18 protein-coding genes and 1 pseudogene are annotated in these 19,877 nt (G+C 70.9%); 8 read left to right on the top strand and 11 right to left on the bottom strand.

Going from position 1 to position 19,877, the window contains the following annotated elements:
• Nucleotide 1: 1 nt before the first annotated feature.
• Nucleotides 2-1,198 carry a CoA transferase gene (locus tag A5775_RS00350; protein ID WP_067245497.1) on the bottom strand — a complete coding sequence of 399 codons (1,197 nt, stop codon included), beginning with the start codon at nucleotides 1,196-1,198 and terminating at the stop codon, nucleotides 2-4.
• 14 nt (nucleotides 1,199-1,212) lie between these two features.
• Nucleotides 1,213-2,127 (bottom strand): class I SAM-dependent methyltransferase, encoded by a 915-nt coding sequence (locus tag A5775_RS00345; protein ID WP_067245494.1) that lies wholly within the window; start codon nucleotides 2,125-2,127, stop codon nucleotides 1,213-1,215.
• Nucleotides 2,128-2,270: 143 nt separating this feature from the next.
• Between A5775_RS00345 and A5775_RS00340 the strand changes: the two genes are divergently transcribed.
• Nucleotides 2,271-2,921: a cation transporter gene (locus A5775_RS00340; protein ID WP_067245482.1), complete on the top strand. Its 651-nt coding sequence runs from the start codon at nucleotides 2,271-2,273 to the stop codon at nucleotides 2,919-2,921.
• Between the two features lie 133 nt (nucleotides 2,922-3,054).
• Here A5775_RS00340 and A5775_RS00335 read toward each other — a convergent pair.
• The 4 genes and pseudogenes from A5775_RS00335 to A5775_RS00320 all read right to left on the bottom strand — a co-directional run.
• Nucleotides 3,055-5,265: pseudogene (locus A5775_RS00335) on the bottom strand (heavy metal translocating P-type ATPase); the annotation flags it as partial.
• An 8-nt stretch (nucleotides 5,266-5,273) separates the two neighbouring features.
• Complete coding sequence (locus A5775_RS00330) at nucleotides 5,274-5,555, bottom strand: DUF1490 family protein (protein ID WP_067245481.1); 282 nt, start codon at nucleotides 5,553-5,555, stop codon at nucleotides 5,274-5,276.
• 122 nt (nucleotides 5,556-5,677) lie between these two features.
• Nucleotides 5,678-6,406, bottom strand: coding sequence for a TIGR03089 family protein (locus A5775_RS00325; protein ID WP_197512275.1), 729 nt, complete (start codon nucleotides 6,404-6,406; stop codon nucleotides 5,678-5,680).
• Nucleotides 6,394-7,866, bottom strand: coding sequence for an LCP family protein (locus A5775_RS00320; protein WP_067245480.1), 1,473 nt, complete (start codon nucleotides 7,864-7,866; stop codon nucleotides 6,394-6,396). Before A5775_RS00320 ends, A5775_RS00325 begins: the two co-directional genes overlap by 13 nt.
• Nucleotides 7,867-7,973: 107 nt before the next feature.
• Here A5775_RS00320 and rfbD point away from each other — a divergent pair, with 107 nt between their 5' ends.
• The 3 genes from rfbD to A5775_RS00305 are packed head-to-tail and all read left to right on the top strand — an operon-like array spanning nucleotide 7,974 to nucleotide 10,861.
• Entirely contained in the window at nucleotides 7,974-8,900 is a 927-nt protein-coding gene (gene rfbD, locus A5775_RS00315; protein WP_067245475.1) for a dTDP-4-dehydrorhamnose reductase, read from the top strand.
• Nucleotides 8,893-9,783: a glycosyltransferase family 2 protein gene (locus A5775_RS00310; RefSeq protein WP_067245473.1), complete on the top strand. Its 891-nt coding sequence runs from the start codon at nucleotides 8,893-8,895 to the stop codon at nucleotides 9,781-9,783. Before rfbD ends, A5775_RS00310 begins: the two co-directional genes overlap by 8 nt.
• Before the next feature lies 1 nt (nucleotide 9,784).
• A complete protein-coding gene (locus A5775_RS00305; RefSeq protein WP_067245471.1) occupies nucleotides 9,785-10,861 on the top strand; it encodes a sugar phosphate nucleotidyltransferase in 1,077 nt (358 codons plus the stop codon).
• Nucleotides 10,862-10,925: 64 nt separating this feature from the next.
• On the opposite strand, the gene A5775_RS00300 is transcribed toward A5775_RS00305, so the two are convergent.
• From A5775_RS00300 to cofD, 4 genes are read right to left on the bottom strand one after another with little or no spacing between them, the layout of a single operon-like run.
• A complete protein-coding gene (locus A5775_RS00300; RefSeq protein WP_067245702.1) occupies nucleotides 10,926-11,468 on the bottom strand; it encodes an NUDIX hydrolase in 543 nt (180 codons plus the stop codon).
• A complete protein-coding gene (locus A5775_RS00295) occupies nucleotides 11,465-13,048 on the bottom strand; it encodes a class I SAM-dependent methyltransferase (RefSeq protein ID WP_067245469.1) in 1,584 nt (527 codons plus the stop codon). The genes A5775_RS00300 and A5775_RS00295 overlap by 4 nt, the downstream gene beginning before the upstream one ends.
• A 10-nt stretch (nucleotides 13,049-13,058) precedes the next feature.
• Complete coding sequence (locus A5775_RS00290; RefSeq protein WP_067245466.1) at nucleotides 13,059-14,411, bottom strand: coenzyme F420-0:L-glutamate ligase; 1,353 nt, start codon at nucleotides 14,409-14,411, stop codon at nucleotides 13,059-13,061.
• 46 nt (nucleotides 14,412-14,457) lie between these two features.
• On the bottom strand, nucleotides 14,458-15,459 hold the full coding sequence (gene cofD, locus A5775_RS00285) for a 2-phospho-L-lactate transferase (protein ID WP_067245461.1): 1,002 nt from the start codon (nucleotides 15,457-15,459) through the stop codon (nucleotides 14,458-14,460).
• Nucleotides 15,460-15,848: 389 nt separating this feature from the next.
• On the opposite strand from cofD, the gene A5775_RS00280 reads away from it, so the two are divergent.
• Nucleotides 15,849-16,187: a WhiB family transcriptional regulator gene (locus tag A5775_RS00280; protein ID WP_067245459.1), complete on the top strand. Its 339-nt coding sequence runs from the start codon at nucleotides 15,849-15,851 to the stop codon at nucleotides 16,185-16,187.
• Nucleotides 16,188-16,210: 23 nt separating this feature from the next.
• Here the strand turns inward: A5775_RS00280 and A5775_RS00275 are convergent, their stop codons facing one another.
• Entirely contained in the window at nucleotides 16,211-16,633 is a 423-nt protein-coding gene (locus tag A5775_RS00275; RefSeq protein ID WP_067245444.1) for a metallopeptidase family protein, read from the bottom strand.
• Nucleotides 16,634-16,821: 188 nt separating this feature from the next.
• On the opposite strand from A5775_RS00275, the gene A5775_RS00270 reads away from it, so the two are divergent.
• From A5775_RS00270 to A5775_RS00260, 3 genes are all read left to right on the top strand, one after another.
• Nucleotides 16,822-17,277, top strand: coding sequence for a DUF3499 domain-containing protein (locus tag A5775_RS00270; protein ID WP_197512273.1), 456 nt, complete (start codon nucleotides 16,822-16,824; stop codon nucleotides 17,275-17,277).
• 90 nt (nucleotides 17,278-17,367) lie between these two features.
• On the top strand, nucleotides 17,368-18,774 hold the full coding sequence (locus tag A5775_RS00265) for a phosphomannomutase/phosphoglucomutase (RefSeq protein WP_067245440.1): 1,407 nt from the start codon (nucleotides 17,368-17,370) through the stop codon (nucleotides 18,772-18,774).
• Nucleotides 18,771-19,871 (top strand): TobH protein, encoded by a 1,101-nt coding sequence (locus A5775_RS00260; protein ID WP_067245425.1) that lies wholly within the window; start codon nucleotides 18,771-18,773, stop codon nucleotides 19,869-19,871. The genes A5775_RS00265 and A5775_RS00260 overlap by 4 nt, the downstream gene beginning before the upstream one ends.
• Nucleotides 19,872-19,877: the final 6 nt, after the last annotated feature.

Below are 19,877 nucleotides of genomic sequence, written 5' to 3'. Positions count from 1 at the left end.
CTCACGAAGCCGGCTGCGGCGCGCCTAGGTACTCCTCGGTGTGCTGGCCGAGGGCTGGGGGAGGGTCGGTGGCGTCCGCGTCGAAGCTCGAATAGCGTGCCGGGGTGCGGATGACGGTCACCGCGTCCTCACCCTCGCCGACCGGCAGGGCGAGGTCGTTCTCGGCGAACAGCTCGGTGCCGACCACCTGCTTCCAGGTGTAGGCGTGGCAGGCCATCAGGCCGCCCTCCTGCAGCAACTGGACCCATTCGTCGGCGGTCTTGGCGGCCAGCGCCTTCTCGAGTTCCTCGGTCAGCTCGGGATAGTGAAGCGCCCGGGCGCGCTGGTCGATGAACCGCTCGTCGTCGCGCATGTCGGGACGGCCGATGATCTCGCACAGCTTGTCCCAGTGCTTGGGCACGTACGCGCTGATCACCAGGTACCCGTCGGCCGCCCGGAATGCGTCTGACGGCTGGGTCGCGAACCCAACGCCCTTGCGCCGCTTGGGCTTTGACGTAGAATCGGCAGGTTTGGGATCCGCGTTCGGCTTGTTCAGATGGATCGTCAGCTGGCTGGCCTGCAGGCTGACCGCGACGTCGTACATGGCGACGCGCACGACGTCGGCGACCCCGTGGCGCTCGCGGTTGAGCAGGGCGGCCAGCACCGCCTGGGCCAGCACGTGACCGCTGGCGGCATCGACCAGCTGGAACGGAATGATCTGGGGTTTGCCGCTGGGCGTGGGCATCCCGGTGGTCATGCCCGATTCGGCGGCGACCATCAGGTCCACACCGGGCCGGCTGCCCTGCGGGCCGTTGCCCCCGTAGGCGGACAGGCGCGCGTAGATGAGTTTGGGGTTGCGGGCTTGCAGCTCGTCGGGACCCAGACCCATGCGTTCCATCACCCCGGGCCGAAACCCTTCCAGCACAACGTCCGCCGTATCGACCAGACGCATGATCTGCTGCTTGGCCTCGTCGCTGCGCAGGTCCGCCATCACCGACTTCTTGCCCCGGTTGTGGGGGAGGAACAGCGTGGCCAGCGGCGGGCGGCCGGGCAAGACCGCGGTGATGTGGCGGGCCGCCTCGCCGACGGGCGCCTCGACCTTGATGACCTCGGCCCCCAGGTCGGCCAGCACCTGTCCGGCCATCGGCCCGGCGATGTTCTGGGTGAAGTCGAGTACCCGGAATCCGTCAAGAGGCTTGGCGGGCTTGCTGTTTGGCATGTGATTGTCTTCCTTTAACGCGCCGTGTTCAGCACCGCGGTGCAGTAATAGTTCTGGGCGAAGGGCGCCTCGGGGTCGGACGACTGCAGCGGCAGCCCAGTGTTGGCCAGCAACTGATTCAGCGGGGTGCGCACCGGCTGCCAGCCGCGCTGCTGCAGATAGGCCGCCACGTCATTGCGCGGGCCGGGGAAACCGAGATCCCCCAGGGCGATGTCGAGGCCGCTGCGCCGCCACTTTTCGCTCGCCGCGTTCAACGCGTCCCCGTTGATACCCGTATTCGCGAAGACCTCGACCACCAACTGGCTGCCGTCGGCGGACAGCGCGGTGATGTTGTCCAGCAAGCGATCCTGGGCCTCCGGCGGCAGGAAGCCGACCAGCCCCTCGGCGGCCCAGGCGGCGGGGCGCCCGGTGTCGAAGCCGGCCCGCCGCAGCGCGGACGGCCAGTCCTGGCGCAGGTCGACCGCGACGGTGCGCACCTCGGTGGTCGGCCGCGCGCCGAGTTCGGCGACGGTGGCGGCCTTGAATTCCAGGACCTGCGGCTGGTCGATCTCGAACACCGTGGTGCCGGCCGCCCAGGGCAGCCGATAGGCGCGTGCGTCCAGACCGGAGGCCAGGATCACCACCTGCTGGATGCTCGCGGCGCCCGCCTCGGCGAAGAACGCGTCGATGTAGCGGGTGCGGGCGGCCAGCATGTCGGTCATGCGCTGCATGCCCCACGGGGCGCCGGGCTCGTCGACGTCGGCGGCGTCGAGGTCACCGGCGGCCCACCGGGTCATGAAGTCGACACCGACCGCGCGCACCAGCGGCTCGGCGAACCGGTCGTCGATCAGCCCGTCCCGGGTCGCCCGGGCGCGCCCCGCGGCCACCATGGTGGCGGTCGCCCCCACGCTGGTCGCCAGGTCCCAGGTGTCGTCGTCGGTTCGCGCCATCGAGGAAATCCCTTCGGGTCTACTGGTTAGCCACAATAACTACCAACGCCAGGCGGCGACCCGCGGCCCGGGGCCGCGACACGGATCGGTCACGGCCGGGTGTTGCGCTCCGGGCCCCGCCGCGCGCTCGCTAACCTGGCCCAATGACCACTTCGGTTGCCGGCGCGCGGGAATGCACCGCCACGCACGACGCCGGCTGGCAGCGCGGCGCGCGGTGGGCGCGCCGGCTGGCGTGGATCAGCCTGGCCGTGGTGCTCATCGAGGGTGTCGTCGGACTGTGGCAGGGGCTCTCGGTCGGCTCCGTCGCGTTGACCGGGTGGGCCCTGGGTGGGGCGTCGGAGGCGCTGGCCAGCGCGATGGTGGTGTGGCGGTTCAGCGGTGCGCGCACCTTTTCGGCGAGCGCCGAGCGGTTCGCCCAGCGCGGCGTCGCGGTGTCGTTCTGGCTGACCGCCCCCTATATCGCCGCCGAATCCCTGCACGACCTGGCCGGTGAACACCGCGCCGAGACGTCGGTGATCGGCATCGGGCTCACCGCCCTGGCCTTGCTGCTGATGCCGGTGTTGGGCCGGGCCAACCACCGGCTGGGCGCGCGGCTGGGTTCGGGGGCCACCGCGGCCGAGGGAATCCAGAACTACCTGTGCGGCGCCCAGGCCGCCGGGGTGCTGATCGGCCTTGCGGTGACGGCGCTGTGGTCCAGCGCCTGGTGGGTCGACCCCGCGGTGGGGCTGGCCATTGCCGGTGTGGCCGGGTGGCAGGGCGTTCGCGCCTGGCGCGGCGAGGAGTGCGGCTGCTGAGCAGTGCTCAGTTGTCGCGCGGCGACCCGCTGCGCCCGGCTTCGCCGCGCTGGCGATCACCGCCGTTGTCGCGTGGCGACCCGCTGCGCCCGGCTTCGCCGCGCTGGCGATCGCCGCCGTTGTCGCGCGGCGCGTCCAGCCGGTACCGGATCAACCGGGAGCTGTTGGCCACCACGGCCACCGACGACGCGTTGTGCAGGATCGCGGCCAGCACCGGAGACAGCGCGCCGCCCGCGCCGATGATCAGCCCGGCGGCGTTGACCGCGATGGACATGCTGTAGTTCTCCCGGATGACGTCGACGGCGCGCGCACCCAGGTCCCGCACGTCGAGTAGGCGGTGCAGGTCGTCGTTGGCCAGCGCCACATCGGCGGTCTCTACGGCGACGTCGGTTCCGGCCAGGCCCATCGCGATCCCGATGTCGGCGGCCGCCAGCGCGGGGGCATCGTTGATGCCGTCACCGACCATGCCGACGATGAAGCCCTCGTCCTGCAGTTCGCGCACCGCCGCGAGTTTGTCCTCCGGCATCACCTCGGCGTGCCACTCGTCGATCTCGAGCTCACCCGCCACCACCTCGGCGATGTCCGGGTGGTCTCCGGTGAGCATCACGATCCGGCGAATGCCGTTGGCGCGCAGCTTCTTCAGCACCTCGCCGGCCTCCGGCCGCACCTCGTCGCGCAGGCTGATCAATCCCACCAGTTTGCCGTCGACGGCGAGCAGCAGCGGCGTCTCGGCCTGGCGGCGCAGCTTGTCCACCCATTCCGATGCCTTCTTGGACACCCTGACCTTTTCGGAGCGCAGCAGCCCGGGGCTGCCCAGCAGCAGGGTCCGGCCGTCGGCCCAGGTCCGCATGCCCAGCCCCACCAGCACCTCGCACTCCTCGTGCGGCGGGATGGTGATGTGACGTTCCTCGGTGGAGCGGATCACCGCCTCGGCCAGCGGGTGGCGGGAATGGATCTCCGAGCTCGCCGCATAGGCGAGCACCTGCTCGGGCTGCCAATCCTTGTGCAGCGCAATGATATTGGTCACCACCGGCCGCCCGACGGTGAGGGTTCCGGTCTTGTCGAACACGATTGCGTCCACCCGGCCGGCCTGCTCGAGGTGCGAACCGCCCTTGATCAGGATGCCGCGGCGCGCGCCGTTGCCGATCGCGGCGCTGATCGCCGTCGGGGTGGCCAGGCCCACCGCGCACGGGCAGGCGATCAGCAGCATCGTCATCGCCCGGCGGACGTCGCCGGTGATCGCCAGCGTGATGGCCGAGACGATGAACGAGGTGGGAACGAAACGGCGGGAAAAGTTTTCGCCGACGGTCTGGATCGGCGCCCGGTCGTGCTGCGCCTCTTCGACCCGGGTGATGATGCGCCCGATGGTGGTCTGATTGCCGACCGCGCTGGCCCGCACCACCAGGCGTCCGCGCACCACCACCGAACCGGCGTGCACGTGCGCGCCGACCACGATGCTGACCGGCAGATTCTCGCCGGTGATCGCGGACTGGTTGACGACGGCCTCGCCGTCGACCACTTCGCCGTCGACCGGTATCGCGACGTGGTCGTGCACCACCACCTCGTCGCCGATCTGCACGGTGTCGATCGGCACCTGCACCTCGGTGGCGGCCCTCGGGCCGCCGGCTACCTCTGGGCCGTCGTCGAGCCGCAGCCACGCCGTGTCCTGGCTGCCGCGCAACAGCTCGGAGATCGCCCGACGGGTCCGTCGCAGCGTCAGATCCTGCAGGTACTCACCGATGTTGAGCAGCCACAGCACGGTCAGCGCGACGACGTTCTCCCGCAGCACCAGGCTGGCCACGGTCGCCGCCGAGACCAGCGCGTCGGTCCCGGCCTTGCCCGAGCGCAGCGAGCGCAACGCGCCGCGCAGGAAGGGATAGCCGGTGAAGACGGTGACGCCGGTGGCGAACAGGCGGCCGCTGGGGCCGAGCAGCGGCGGCCGCGCGAACACGTAGCGGCGCACCCCGAGCAGGGCCAGCGCCGCGCCGCCGATGACCATGCGCAGAACGTCGGCGTTGCGGATCTCCGACGAATGCGGTGCGCGGGCCGGGATCAACTCGGCGGAAACGTGTGCCGCGTCGCCGATGGCCGCCAGCACCGAGGACCGGTCGCAGCGCCGGGGCGAATACCAGACGACCACCGATCCGGTGCGCGGGTAGGCGTGCACCACGCGCACGCCCTCGCACGTGGCGACGGCCTCTTCCACCGCGACGGCGCGCCGGGAGTCGGCGCGCACCCACGCGACGGAGACCCGCATGCGCCCGGCGGCGTCCGAGATCACGTGCAGCGCAGGGTCCTGCGCCCGCACCTCGTCTGCAACGTCAGGGACTAGGGCGAGGTCCATCGCGGCGATCAGTGCTCGTGGTCGTGGGTGTCGGCGATCGACGGCGTAGGCGCCTCCTCGCCGATGCGCTCGCGGGCCTCGGCCATGACGTCGGCGAGCCGCAGCCGTGCCGACTCGGCGGCCTCCTCGGCCTTACGGGTGCCGCGCAGTCCGAGCTCGGCGCCCTTCACCGCGGTCTCGTGCAGCGGCGCCTTGGCCACGGCCTTGCGCACCGCCTCGTAGGCCGTCACGCCGACCAGCCCGGTAACGACCGTCCCCGCCGCCTTCGCCAAGAGCCCGTACACCGCCATTGCCGCTACCCTTCCTCGTCGTCTCAGCGTTTAGCCCATGCTCGCTCGACGTTAACATCGAAATATTGCGATATCAATATGAATCGCACCGGCGGCCGCCCCACCCTGGCGCGGGGACGGCCTCAGAGCACCCGGGTGACTTTTTCGGCCTCGACCCTGCGGGCCCGCGCGGCCGGGTCCGCGTTGGTCACCTGCACCAGCGAGGCGCCGACGGCCATGATCGCCAGCAGGCCGTCCACCAGCTCGGCGGGCCCGGTCCAGGGAGCGCCGGACAGCACCCGGTCGCTCGATGTCAAACCCCTTGTCGCCGCGGAGGCTTGACAGTCGGCCAGCACCTCGTCGACGGTTCGCCCGCCGAGCGCGGGGCCCGGGCGCGGTTCGGGAACGATCTGGTCGCCGTGCACGCGCACCGCGGTGGCGTAGTCGGTCACGCCGATCGGCAGGTCGGGTGCCGGGCGGCCGAACGGATCCAGCGACAGCACCGCGACCTCGCCCCCCGCGACCGCGGCGTCCGCCTCGTCCAACCGCTCGGCCGTGCACAGTGCCAAGTCCGAAGCCGGGTCGGCGTCGCCCGCGAGCACCGCCTCGGCGCCGATCCACCACACCCCGAACAGCACCGCCGCCGTCTGCCAATGCGCCGGCAGCAGGATCGCGACCCGGCTCCCCGGCCCCGCCCCCAGCTCGTCGCGCAGCAGGTTGCCCGTCTTGGCGGCCCAGTTGGCCAGCGTCACGCCGGACAATTCGATGCGCTCGCCGGTGGCGTCGTCGTAATAGGTGATGCGCGGACCGACCGGGTCGGCCCGCAGCATCGGATCGAGGATGGCCCCGCTGAGCGTGCTCAGTTGATGCACTCGGGCTTGTCGGAACCGGCGGTCAGGATCGGCGATGGCGGGGGAGCGCCGGTGTCGGCGGTCACCGCGCCCGCGGTGGATACCCGGGCGGGCATGATCGATTCGGTGCCGGACAGGCCCGAGCCCGGACCGCTGTAGTCGTTGGCCAGCACCACCCGCACCGCCCCCGGCGCCAGCGAGGTGTCGGCGACCACCGGCAACCCACCCAATTCCTTGGAGACCTCCTTTGCCCCCATGTCATCGCTCTTGGGGGCGCGCACCTGGCTGGCCTTGACGTGCCCGCCGTCGTTGTTGCCCACCATACCGGTGGCAAAGCCCTTGGCGCTCAACACGTCTGACACGGCGGCGGCCAGCCCGTTGATGTCGGTGTCGTTGACGACGCTGGCGGTGGTCTTCGCGGGCGTGTAGGCGATCTCCTCGGTCTTGCCCTGCTCCTGCTCGTGCAGCAGGCCGCCGACCCAGTCGGCCACCTGGTGCGGGTCCACCCGCACCACGCTCTGCATGCCGTCGTCGCTCCAGCCGGCGCCGTCGAGCACGGGGATGGTGGCGAACGCGACGTTGCCGCCGGCCAGCTTCTGCATCTGTTGCACGAAATCCATCACGTCCCACCCGGCCGAGATCACCACCGAACGCTGCACGGCGGCTTCCAGGCGCCGCACCGTGGTGGGGCTCGACAGCGTCCTGCTGGAGATGACCCGGTGGGCCAGCGAGGCCATCACCACCTGCTGGCGCACCACCCGGTCCAGGTCGCCGCGCGGCAGTTCGTGGCGCTGGCGCACGAAGCTGAGCGCCTCCGGGCCGCTGAGCCGTTGTGGACCGGCCGGGAAGTCGGCGCCCGACAGCGGTTCGAATACCGGCTCTTTGAGGCAGACGTCGACGCCGCCGAGCGCGTCGGTGATCAGCGAGAAACCAAGCAGACCGATCTCGGCGTAGTGGTCGACGGTGACGCCGGTGAGGTCGGCGACGGTCTTGATCAGCGCCTCGCGACCGGCCTCGGTGCCCTGGGCTGCCGCGGCCGCGGCGGCGTCACCGGCCCTGACCAGGCTGGCGCGCTTGGCTTCGCGGGTCTGGCCATAGACGCCGTTGATCTTGGTCTTGCCCAGGCCGGGGGCGGCGACGTAGGAGTCACGCGGGATCGAGATCGCGGTCGCCGACTTCCCGTTGTTGGGGATGCGGATCAGGATGATCGTGTCGGTGTTGGTGGCTTCCTCGTCGCCGGCCCTGAGCGTGTCCAGTTCCTCCTGAGACAGCGGGTTGCCGTGCGCGTCGGTGCGGCTGTCCAGGCCGACCAGCAGGATGTCGAGCGCGCCGTCGTCGCCGCCCTTGCCCAGCGAGGGCGCCGACATGTGAAAGATGCCGTCTTCGAACGACCGGACATTGCTCCAGGCGATCCCGGTGCCGACGACGACCGCGAGCGTCAGCACGGTGGCAATCACACGAACCACACGTTGCACAGGCATCCCACTACATTACTTGCGACACATGAGCTTCACCGGTAGCCGATGGCGGCGTGGCCCGCCCTGCCCCGCGATTTCTTGGGCATTTCGGGTCATGCCAAACTCGAACCATGTCTCCCAGGATCGTGATCGCCGGTGCCGGTGGGCAGCTGGGCGGCTATTTGAGCTCGCTGGCGGCAGGTCAGGGCCGAGAGGTCCTGGCATGTACGTCGTCGCAGTGGGACATCACCGACCCCGCGGCGGCCGAGCGGATCGTGCAGCGCGGCGACGTGGTGATCAACTGCGCGGCCTACACCAACGTCGACGGCGCCGAGACCGACGAGGCGGGCGCCTTCGCGGTCAACGAGGCCGGTCCCGGGCACATCGCGCGGGCCTGCGCGCGGGCCGGCGCCCAGTTGATCCACGTGTCCACCGACTACGTCTTCAACGGCGACTTCGGCGGCGCGCCACCCCGGCCGTACGAGCCGACCGATCAGACCGCGCCGCAGGGTGTGTACGCCCGCAGCAAGGCCGCGGGGGAGCAGGCCGTCCTGGCGGCGCTGCCCGACGCGTCGGAAGGCATAGTGGTGCGCACCGCCTGGGTCTACACCGGCGGCACCGGCAAGGACTTCGTCGCCGTCATGCGCCGGCTGGCCGCCGGGGACGGCCCGGTGGACGTGGTCGACGACCAGACCGGCTCGCCGACCTACGTCGGCGACCTGGCCGCCGCGCTGCTGCAGATCGTCGACGACCGGGTGCCCGGCCCGATCCTGCACGCCGCCAACGAGGGCGCGGTCTCGCGCTTCGATCAGGCTCGCGCCGTCTTCGAGGAATGCGGCGCCGACGCGGCGCGGGTGCATCCGGTCAGCACCGACCGCTTTCCCCGGCCGGCGCCGAGGCCGGCCTATTCCGCGCTGTCGGGCGGTCAGTCCGCGGCCGCCGGACTGCGGCAGTTAAGGCCCTGGCGCCCTGCGCTTGTCGCGGCCCTGGCCGCCTCACCGACCAACGCTGCCAGCGATGTCGCGGCCGATCGACCGTTACCCTCTACGCGTGACTGACGTCCTGCCGGTCGTGACGGTGACCTACTCACCGGGCCCGCATCTGGAGCGCTTCCTGGCCTCGCTGTCGCTGGCCACGGAGCGAGAGGTGTGCGTGCTGCTGGCCGACAACGGCTCCACCGACGGCACCCCGCAGGCCGCCGTCGATCGCTACCCCAACGTGCGGCTGTTTCACACCGGAGCCAACCTGGGCTACGGGACCGCGATCAATCGCGCCGTCGCGCAGCTGGACCGCGAGGACGACTGGGTGATTGTGGCCAACCCGGACGTGCAGTGGGGCCCGGGCAGCATCGACGCCCTGCTGGACGCCGCGTCGCGCTGGCCGCGCGCGGGGGCGCTGGGCCCGCTGGTCCGCGATCCCGACGGGTCGGTGTACCCGTCGGCGCGCCACCTGCCCAGCCTGATCCGCGGCGGCATGCACGCGGTCGTCGGGCCGTTCTGGAAGACCAACCCGTGGTCGGCGGCGTATCGCCAGGAGCGGCTGGAGCCCAGCGAGCGGCCGGTGGGCTGGCTGTCGGGGTCGTGCCTGCTGGTGCGCCGGTCGGCGTTCGGCCAGGTCGGCGGCTTCGACGAGCGCTACTTCATGTATATGGAGGACGTCGACCTCGGCGACCGGCTCGGCAAGGCCGGCTGGCTTTCCATCTACGTGCCCTCGGCGGAAGTGCTGCACCACAAGGGCCACTCGACCGGCGGGGACCCGGCCAGCCACCTGGCCGCCCACCACAAGAGCACGTATATGTTTCTGGCCGACCGGCATGCCGGTTTGTGGCGCGCGCCGCTGCGCTGGGCGCTGCGCGCCTCGTTGGCGGTACGTTCCCGCCTGATGGTGCGCAGCGCGGTGCGCGCATCCGGCCGACGGAAACTGGTAGAAGGGCGACACTGAGGTGGGAACTCCGCAAGTCGACGTCGTGATCCTGGTGGGCGGCAAGGGCACCCGGCTGCGGCCGCTGACCCTGTCGGCGCCCAAGCCCATGCTGCCGACCGCCGGGCTGCCGTTCCTCACCCACCTGCTGTCGAGGGTCGCCGCGGCGGGCATCGAGCACGTCATCTTGAGCACGTCGTATCGGGCCGGCGTCTTCGAGGCGGAGTTCGGCGACGGCTCCAAGCTGGGCCTGCAGATCGAATACGTCACCGAGGAGCAGCCGTTGGGCACCGGCGGCGGCATCGCCAATGTCGCCGGGCATCTGCGGCACGACACCGTGATGGTGTTCAACGGCGACGTGCTCTCCGGCTGCGACCTGGGTCAGATGCTCGACTTCCACTCCGCCCAGGAGGCCGACGTCACCCTGCACCTGGTCCGGGTGGGTGACCCGCGCGCCTTCGGCTGCGTGACCACCGAAGACGGCCGGGTCACCGCCTTCCTGGAGAAGACCCAGGATCCGCCGACCGACCAGATCAACGCCGGCTGCTATGTGTTCTCGCGCGCCATGATCGACCGGATCCCGCGCGGCCGTGAGGTGTCGGTGGAACGCGAGGTGTTCCCCGCGCTGCTCTCCGATCCGGACGTCACGGTGTGCGGCTACGTCGACGCCAGCTACTGGCGCGACATGGGCACCCCGGACGACTTCGTCCGGGGGTCGGCGGATCTGGTGCGCGGCATCGCGCCGTCGCCCGCGCTGCACGGCCACCGCGGCGAGCAGCTGGTGCACGACGGCGCGGCGGTGTCGCCGGGCGCGGTGCTGATCGGCGGCACCGTGGTGGGGCGGGGCGCCGAGATCGGCCCCGGTGTGCGGCTGGACGGCGCGGTGATCTTCGACGGCGCCAAGGTCGAGGCCGGCAGCGTGATCGAGCGCTCGATCATCGGATTCGGGGCGCGTATCGGTCCGCGGGCGCTGATCCGCGACGGGGTGATCGGCGACGGCGCCGACATCGGTGCGCGCTGCGAACTGCTGCGCGGCGCCCGGGTGTGGCCCGGTGTGTCGATTCCCGACGGCGGGATCCGCTACTCGTCCGACGTCTGAGCGGAGGCTTCCGACGCCGAACGTGCGGCTGGCCGCACACTCGGCGCCGAATGTGCGGCAGGCGTCACGCTCGGCGGGCCCGCGCCCGCGAAACCAGATACGCCAGCGCGTGATCGGTTCCCTGCGGCAACGCGTCGGCGGGCCACCACCGCAGGTCCTCCGACTCGTCGCTGATCGCGATCTGCGCGCCGGCCGGCGCGTGCGCCACGAATTGCAAATCCAGATGGCGGGTGGGCACGCCCAGCGAGCACACCACTGGGTGCACGTGCACCGCGGCCAACCCGGGTTCCATGCGCAGCCCGTCGACCCCGGACTCCTCGGTCGCCTCGCGCAACGCCGCGGCGACGACGTCGGGGTCGTCGTCGTCGCAATGGCCGCCCAGCTGCACCCATCGGCCCAGGCGGCGATGCAACGTCAGCAGCACCCGGCCGCCGGTGTGATCGAGCAGCAGCGCCGACGCGGTGACGTGGCCCGGCACGCACTCGCGGCGGCAGGCGTCGTCGCGGGCCTCAACGAAGGCCAAGACGGCGTGCCGCAACGAATCCTGGCCCGCGTCGGGGGGTTCCCAATCGGACAGGATCGCGATCACCGACTCCCGCAGGCTCACCGCGAGCGCCGCCGTTTCCTGCGATCGGCCAGCGACACCCACGCCGCGCGGCAATCCGCCACCGCCGCGGCCGGCAATCCCAGCCCGTCGATCAGCACGCGACGGTCGACGAGGTCGAGCGCCTTCTCGATCTCGTTGGCCTTCAACAGCAAATCGACGTCGCAGGCGAGGTCGGGGTCGGCGTGCGAGGGCGGGGGAACGGGCAGCTGCTCGGCTTCGCGGGGTTCGAGCTCCAGCACGCCCCCGCCGTAGCTGCGGCCCATGATCTCGGTGAAGGCGAACGTCACGCTGTTGTGGAACACGGCGGCCAGCGCCGCCGGGTCGACCCCGGGCGCCAGACGCACCCGATGCACGGTGTCGGTGCTCGTCGCCGCGGCGGCGTTGACGGTCAGCCGCGGCGCCCGGTGAATCTGGCGCAGCAGGAACAGGTCTGGCACCCACAGCGACGGCGTGCTCCACCAGGGTGTGCGGATCGAGCACTTGTAGCCGCGGTGCACGCCGGCGGCTTCCCCGGCGCGGATGTGGGCGATCAACGCGGGATCGGCCGGCTCACGCGGCGCGTTGAGCAGCCAGCTGCGGTGCCCGGCGGCGATATCGCCTGCCCGGCAATCGGTGTCGTAGACCAGCCCGGACAGTTGGGCGCTGCGCGAGACGAGCGGGACGCAGTGCGCCCGCAGCCCCAGCTCGCCGGCCTGGGCGTCGGTCAAGGTGAAGAAGGCGTTGCGCCCGGTCACGATGCCCACATCCACCTCGGCGACAGACCCGAGCGGGAGCAAGGCGTCGGAGCCCTTGAGTGCGCGCAGCAGCCGGATCGCGGCGGGGTCCAGAAAGTACTTGGTCCACTTCTCGTTCTCGTGCAAGAGCGCCGGCGCCGATTCAGCGTCGAGGTCCGCCCCCGCCAAGGCGTCGGCGCCGGGCAGGTGCACGGTGCGGATGCGCGCGGGACCGGGGCCCGCGACACCGCAGAACAACACGACCTCTTGCAGGATGCCGTCGAACACCAGGCGCTCGAAGGTCAGCAGCGTGATGTCGCGGAATCGGCTGAGCAGAAAGTCGCGCACCGGCGCGGCGTAGGTGACCTGGAGCAGCTCGGCCGGCAGCACCAGGCCGACTCGCCCGCCGTCGCGCACCAATGCGGTACTCGCCACGACGAACGGCACCCAGGCGTTGGTCAGCCGGCTCGGGCGCAACCCCTCGCGCCGCATGAAGTCCAGCGCCGGGTCGCGGTGCTCCGGTGCCCAGTTGCCGAACCGGATGTAGGGCGGGTTGCCGGCGACGCCGTCCCAGCCGCCGATGTCGGCTTTAGCGGCCCCGGCGAGCCAGGTGAACAGGCTGCCGGTGTCGACGCGAGCGAACCGCCGGGCCTTGGCCGCCTCGCCCGCGATCAGCTCGACGCCGTGGGCCCGCTCGCTGCGGGCGGCCAGCTCGCGCAGGATCGCGCCGTCGCCGCAGGAGGGTTCGAGGACCTTCGGGCCGGCTTCGCGGACCCAGCGCGCCAGGAACCTCGCCACCGGCGCGGGGGTGTAGTAGCCGCCGCGGACCTTGTCGGCCGTGGCCGCCGCCTTGCCCGCGAAGTCCATTTGCTCAGTATTACTTGCGGATCAGCAATTCTCCGGGGTGCGCGGCGTCGCGCGGCCCGGCGGGCTCGGCGGCATAGCCGATCGCGATGGCGCCCAACGGCTCCCAGTCGGCGGGCAGCTCGAGCTCGGCGCGCACCAGGTCGGCGGCGAAAATCGTCGAGCCGATCCAGCAGCTGCCGAGCCCGCGCACCGCCAACGCGACGAGCAGGGCCTGCACGGCGGCCCCGACCGCCACGGTGAACATGGTGTGCTCGGCGTCGGCGCGGGCGGCGTCGGGATAGGAATGCGCGCCGTCGGGAACCAGGATCGGGATGACGACTTCGGGCGCGTCGTAGAGGATCTGGCCGCGGGCCACCCGGCGTTCGACGGAGTCGGCCGGCCGGCCGTCGCCGGCGAGGTCGGCGCGCCACTTGTCCTTCATCCGGTCCAGCAGTCGCGCCCGGGTGGCCGGGGTCTGCAGCCAGACGAACCGCACCGGGCGGGTGTGGTGCGGGGCGGGCGCGGTCAGCGCCTCGGCGACGGCCGCCTCCACCAGGTCGGCGGGCACCGGCTCGGCACTGAACCGGCGCACCGATCGGCGTAGCAACTGCGCCTGGCGGCGGCCCAGGTCGAGGGCCTCGGCGGTGCCGAGCCAGAACAGGTCTTCGGTGCCGGGCCGCAACAAGTGCCGCGCCGTCGAGCCGTCGTCGGCCACCGACAGGCCGCGCACCACCGCGACCGGCATGGCGGTCATTTTGCCCTTGACCAGATCGGCGGCCGCGGCGATCTCGTCGGCGATCGCGACCTCGGTGACCAGCAGCTCGTTGCCGTGTTGGTCGACGGCCCCCGAATAGCCGTGCAGCACAGCCAGACCCGCCGCACCCACCGCCGCGTCGGTCTGGCCGTTGCGCCACGCGCGGCCCATGGTGTCGGTGATGACCACGGCGACCTCGACGCCGAGCCGATCGCGCAGCCCGGCGCGCAGCGCCGCGGCGCTGCCGTCCGGGTCGACGGGCAGCAGCGCCAGCTCGTCGCGGCCGACGTTGGAGCCGTCCACGCCCGCCGCGGCCTGCACCAGCCCGATCCGGTTCTCGGTGATCAAGGTCTTGCCCTTGCGGGCCAGCACGCGAACGGCTTCGTCGTCGACGAGCTTGCGCCGCAGTCGGTCGCGTTCCTCGGGATCCCCGGGCGCCGGGACCAGCCGGCCCTCGCATTTGGACACCGCCTTGCTGGTGACCACCACGACGTCGCCGTCGCGCAGCCAGGGTGCGGCGGCGGCGATGGCCGCGCCCAGATCATCGCCGGGCCGGAATTCGGGCAGCCCGGCGACGGGCAGCACCTCGATCGCGGCGGCGGTGCCGTGTTCGCCGGGGGCCGGGGTCATGGCGCCGCTCCTGCGCATCGCATCGCTTCGCATCGTCGCCGGCGGGTCATGGGGTGACGCCCGCTAGCTCGAGCCCGGCGCGGACCATCTCGGCCGTCGCCTCAGGGTCGGTCATCACCAGCGGCACCGAGCGCACCGCCACCCCCTCGATGTCGGTGGCATCGCCTTCACTCACCAGCCAGCAGTCCAGGATGCCGGTGCCCCGACGTGCGCCGTAGTGGCGGCCGACGGCCTCGGCGGTGGACTCGACCCCGATCACGGAAAGGCAGGCATCGGCCATGCCGCGCAACGGCTTTCCCCCGATGATCGGCGAATAGCCGACGACCGGGGCCTTTGCCGCGCGCAGCGCGCCGCGGACGCCGGGGACGGCCAAAATGGCGCCGACGCTCACCACCGGATTCGACGGCGCCAGCAGGATGACGTCGGCGTCCGCGATGGCCGCCGTGGCTTCGGTTGTGGCGGCTGCTTTTTCGGCGCCGACGAAAGCGAAGCTGTGGGTGGGCACCTGGGCCCGGTAGCGCACCCACCACTCCTGGAAGTGGATAGCCCGCCGGTTGCCGTCGTCGGGATCGGTTATCACCACGTGCGTCTCGCAGCGGTCGTCGCTGACGGGCACCAGTCGTGCGCCCGGTTGCCAGCGGTCGCACAGCGCCGCGGTGATCTGTGACAGCGGGTAGCCGGCGTTGAGCATCTGGGTGCGCACCAGGTGGGTGCCCAGGTCGCGGTCGCCGAGCCCGAACCAGTCGGGCTGCACGCCGTAGCGCGCCAATTCCTCTTTGGCGTGCCAGGTTTCGTCGCGGTGACCCCACCCTCGCTCCGGGTCAACACCTCCACCTAAGGTGTACATGCAGGTGTCCAAATCGGGGCAGACTCGCAGTCCGTGGATCCAGGCGTCATCGCCAACGTTGACGATCGCCGTCAGCTCGTGACTGCCGGCTTCCGTGTCTGGGCGCCGTTGCGGGTGAAATTGACCCAGCCCGAACAACTGTTGAACCCCCAGCAGGAAGCGGGCGCCGCCAACCCCACCGACCAGAACGGTGACCTTCACTTGAGCCTCACAGAGCACGACAGTACTGCCCCACGAGGGTGCGGTGACGGGCCCACCGAGGCTGCCTCAAAGTCAAGGTTCCCCACCACTTGTGGGGTAGTTGTGGGCTATGTGATCAACACGCCGACGGTTCAAGACAACAGAAACGCCGAAATTCGATCACGAGATGGTATGGAAATGCGCCGAAGTGCTTGACCCGGCAGATCAACCCGTGTCTAATCACATCAGTGTCATTTCCCGGTTGGCCGGCCGACTCCGGTGTCGCAGACCGAGATTCGATCACTTGTTCGAATTGTCTGTACATCAGAACAGTGGGAAATCAATCACTCTTTCTCAATCAAGATGAGGAGGCGGACGACCGTATGTCATACGACACTTTTCGAGGCGCAATGGCGAGCACGCCGCACAATCCGATCGACTCAGCGCCGGCCCAACCCGCCCGGCCTCATTTGACTGTGGTTCCTGATGCGCCAGTCGCATTCGAGCCCGAGCCGTTGCCGGCACCCGTCGCCGACCAATGGCAAGACCGGGCGCTGTGCGCCCAAACCGACCCCGAGGCCTTCTTCCCCGAAAAGGGTGGCTCCACCCGCGAGGCCAAGAAGATCTGCCTGGGCTGCGAGGTGCGCCACGAGTGCCTCGAATACGCCCTGGAGCACGACGAGCGCTTTGGCATCTGGGGCGGTCTGTCCGAACGCGAGCGCCGCCGCCTCAAGCGCGGCATCATCTGAAAGGCGCCCGCGCCGCACTGTAGCTATTCGTCGTCGATCGTCGGATCGATGACCGTCGGTTCAACGTCGAGATAGATGGCGACCTGGGCCACCAGGATTTCGTGCAGCAAATCACCGAGTTCGACGGTGTCTTTGGCCCGTCGCTCAATTGGCTTGCGAAACAGAACAATTCGCGCCCGTGTGGAGTTTCCGCGGATGTCGACACCGGCCGGGATCAAGCGGGCCAGGGGGATCGGCCCGTCGGCGATCACCTCGGCCGGCCACTGCACACTGTCGGGATCTTTGGCCGAGATGCGCGGAATTTCGTCGACCGCCACGTCGAGGTCGGCCAGTCGGTCCTGCCAGTTCCGCTCGATGGGTTCGTAGGCCTCGAGCACCGCCATGTCGAACCGCTCGGCGCGGCTGCGCCACCCCGGCACACTAGGGGGCAGCAGCGGACCGCGCATCTCGCGACCCCTGCGGAAGAGTCGATGGGTGTCCGGTCGGCGCGGAGCCGATCCGTCCGAAAACCGATCACTTCGCGGGGAGCTGCGCGAATCACCCACGCGCCGATGGTAACGGTTGCACATCGGCGGCCGGGGAGTTGCGCGTGTCCGGCGCTTCGGGGGCGTTTGTGCACGATAGCCTTTCGAACGTGAACGTTCCCCGTCGCTGTTGCCGGCCCGGGTGCCCGCACTACGCCGTGGCGACCCTAACGTTCGTCTATTCGGACTCGACGGCAGTCGTCGGCCCGCTGGCGACCGCTCGGGAACCGCATTCCTGGGATTTGTGCGTCAACCACGCCGGCCGGATCACCGCCCCCCGCGGATGGGAGCTGGTGCGCCATGCCGGTCCCCTCGTTTCTGAGCCCAACCACCCTGACGAGGACGACCTGGTCGCCCTGGCCGACGCGGTCCGCGAGGGCGGTTCGGGGGATCACGGCGCGCCCTACGGTGGCACCGGATCGCCCGCGACCGGCTTCGTCGATCCGCACATCCATCACGGCGGCTCTCAGGCCACCGCGCCGAGCAGCAGCGTGTTCGCGCCGCCCGAGCATCGGTCCGGACGGCGCCGCGGGCATCTGCGCGTGTTGCCCGATCCCAGCGACTAGCCAAGCTAAATTCGCGCGCACCGCGCCGGCTCGTGTTCTCTTTGGCCCGATAGGCTGACGGCCAAGAGTTCACGTCGTCAGGAGTCCCCCATGTCTCGGCCCGCCGCGACTGTCCACCGTGTCGTCAAGGCGTACGACGTGCGTGGTCTAGTCGGCGAAGAGCTCGACCAGCCGCTGGTCACCGATCTGGGCGCAGCCTTCGCCAGACTGATGCGCGCCGAGGGGGCCGGCCAAGTGGTGATCGGCCACGACATGCGCGACAGTTCGCCCACGCTCGCCGCCGCCTTCGCCTCCGGCGTCACCGGCCAGGGTCTCGACGTGGTGCGCATCGGTTTGGCCTCCACCGATCAGCTCTACTTCGCCTCCGGGTTGCTGGACTGCCCCGGCGCGATGTTCACCGCGAGCCATAACCCGGCCGCCTACAACGGAATCAAGCTGTGCCGGGCGGGGGCCAAACCGGTCGGCGCCGAGAGCGGGTTGCGCGTCATCGCCGACGACGTGATTGCCGGCATCGAGGGCTCTGCGGGCTACGACGGCCAGCCCGGAACGGTCACCGACCGCGACGTCCTGGCCGACTACGGGCAATACCTGCGGTCCCTGGTGGACACCTCCGGGCTGCGCCCGCTGCGGGTGGCCGTGGACGCCGGCAACGGCATGGCCGGTCTGACCACGCCCGCGGCGCTGGGCCCGATCGGCGCGATCACGTTGTTGCCGTTGTACTTCGAGCTCGACGGCTCCTTTCCCAATCACGAGGCCAACCCGCTCGAACCCGCCAACCTGGTGGACCTGCAGACGTTTGTGCGCGAGACCGGCGCCGACATCGGGCTGGCGTTCGACGGGGACGCCGATCGCTGTTTCGTCGTCGACGAACGCGGCAACCCCGTGTCGCCGTCGACGGTGACCAGCCTGGTGGCCGCCCGGGAGCTGGGCCGCGAGATCGGCGCGACGATCATCCACAACGTGATCACCTCCCGCGCGGTGCCCGAACTGGTCAGCGAGCGCGGCGGCACGCCGCTGCGGTCCCGGGTGGGCCACTCCTATATCAAGGCGCTGATGGCCGACACCGGCGCGATCTTCGGCGGCGAACATTCGGCGCACTACTACTTCCGCGACTTCTGGGGCGCCGACTCCGGGATGCTGGCGGCGCTGTACGTGCTGGCCGCGCTCGGCGAGCAGGACCGCCCGTTATCGGAGCTGACCGCGGACTACCAGCGCTACGAATCGTCGGGCGAGATCAACTTCACCGTCGCCGACGCCGCGCAATGCACCGAAGCCGTGCTGAGATCGTTCGGCGCCCGCATCCACTCCCTCGATCACGTGGACGGGGTGACGGCGGACCTGGGCGACGGCAATTGGTTCAACCTGCGCAGCTCCAACACCGAGCCGTTGCTGCGGCTCAACGTGGAGGGCCGCACCGCCGAGGATGTCGACGCGGTGGTCGCCCAGATCAGCGCCGAAATCGCCGCGCAGACGTCGCGCGCGAAGGCCGCTCCGTGAACGCCACCGGGGCGATCGATCTCGAAGACACCGAGGGCCTGCTGACCGCCGACCGCGATGGCCTGCTGCGGGCGGCGTCGTCGGCCGGCGCGCAGGTGCGTGCGGTCGCCACCGCCGTCCAGGAGGGCGCGCTGGACCCGCTGCGGGTCGAGGACCGTCCGCGCAGCGTGATCTGGGTGGCCGGTCGCGGCACCGCCGAGACCGCCGGGGTGATGCTGGCCGCGACGCTGGGGGCGGTGGCGTCCCAGCCGTTCACCCTCGCCGCCGAGGCGCCCCCGTGGATGGGCCCGCTCGACGTGCTGATCGTCGCGGGCGACGACCCCGCCGACCCGGCGCTGGTCGCCGCCGCCGCGACCGGCGCGCGCCGCGGCGCGCGGGTCGTAGTGGCGGCGCCCTTCGAGGGTCCGCTGCGGGATGCCACCGCCGGGCGCGCGGCGATCCTGGCGCCCCGGCTGGGGATTCCCGACGAATTCGGGCTGTGCCGTTATCTGGCCGTCGGACTGGCCGTGCTGCACGCCGTGGACCCGCGGCCCAGCGTCGACCTGGGCTTGCTCGCCGACGAGCTCGACGCCGAGGCGCTGCGCAACAGCGCCGCCCGCGAGCTGTTCACCAATCCGGCCAAGCTGCTGGCCGCGCGGATCGCCGATCGCCAGATCGCGCTGGCCGGCGACGGCGCCGCGACGCTGGCGCTGGCGCGGCACGGCAGCTCGGTGCTGCTGCGTGTCGCGAATCAGGTGATCCCGGCCACCGGGCTGGCGGACGCGGTGGTCGGCCTGCGCGCCGCGGCGTCGAGCGGCCTTGACGATCCCGACGCCGCCCTGTTCCACGACGAAGAGATCGACGGGCCGCTGCCGCAGCGGCTGCGGGTGCTGGCGGTCATCCTGGCGTCCGAGCAGACGCTGGTGGCCGCCCGGACGGCCGGGCTCGACGACGTGTACCTGCTCGCCGCCGAGGATGTGCCCGACGGACCCGGCGGCGCGGCGGGTTCCGGCGTTTCGCCTGCGCTGGGGGGCCCCGGTCGCGCCGAGCAGCAGCTGGCAGTATTAGCCGTCCGGCTGGAGATGGCCGCGGTTTACATGCGACTGGTGCGGGGATAAAGAAGA

This window comes from Mycobacterium sp. 852002-10029_SCH5224772, assembly GCF_001667315.1.
GTDB lineage: Bacteria > Actinomycetota > Actinomycetes > Mycobacteriales > Mycobacteriaceae > Mycobacterium.
This window is presented reverse-complemented; position numbering and strand designations above follow the sequence as displayed.

Coding starts and splice junctions, on each gene's coding strand:
- A5775_RS00350 (WP_067245497.1), bottom strand. CDS start 1,198: ATGCCAAACAGCAAGCCCGCCAAGCCTCTTGACGGATTCCGGGTACTC.
- A5775_RS00345 (WP_067245494.1), bottom strand. CDS start 2,127: ATGGCGCGAACCGACGACGACACCTGGGACCTGGCGACCAGCGTGGGG.
- A5775_RS00340 (WP_067245482.1), top strand. CDS start 2,271: ATGACCACTTCGGTTGCCGGCGCGCGGGAATGCACCGCCACGCACGAC.
- A5775_RS00330 (WP_067245481.1), bottom strand. CDS start 5,555: ATGGCGGTGTACGGGCTCTTGGCGAAGGCGGCGGGGACGGTCGTTACC.
- A5775_RS00320 (WP_067245480.1), bottom strand. CDS start 7,866: ATGCCTGTGCAACGTGTGGTTCGTGTGATTGCCACCGTGCTGACGCTC.
- rfbD (WP_067245475.1), top strand. CDS start 7,974: ATGTCTCCCAGGATCGTGATCGCCGGTGCCGGTGGGCAGCTGGGCGGC.
- A5775_RS00295 (WP_067245469.1), bottom strand. CDS start 13,048: ATGGACTTCGCGGGCAAGGCGGCGGCCACGGCCGACAAGGTCCGCGGC.
- A5775_RS00290 (WP_067245466.1), bottom strand. CDS start 14,411: ATGACCCCGGCCCCCGGCGAACACGGCACCGCCGCCGCGATCGAGGTG.
- A5775_RS00280 (WP_067245459.1), top strand. CDS start 15,849: ATGGCGAGCACGCCGCACAATCCGATCGACTCAGCGCCGGCCCAACCC.
- A5775_RS00275 (WP_067245444.1), bottom strand. CDS start 16,633: ATGCGCGGTCCGCTGCTGCCCCCTAGTGTGCCGGGGTGGCGCAGCCGC.
- A5775_RS00265 (WP_067245440.1), top strand. CDS start 17,368: ATGTCTCGGCCCGCCGCGACTGTCCACCGTGTCGTCAAGGCGTACGAC.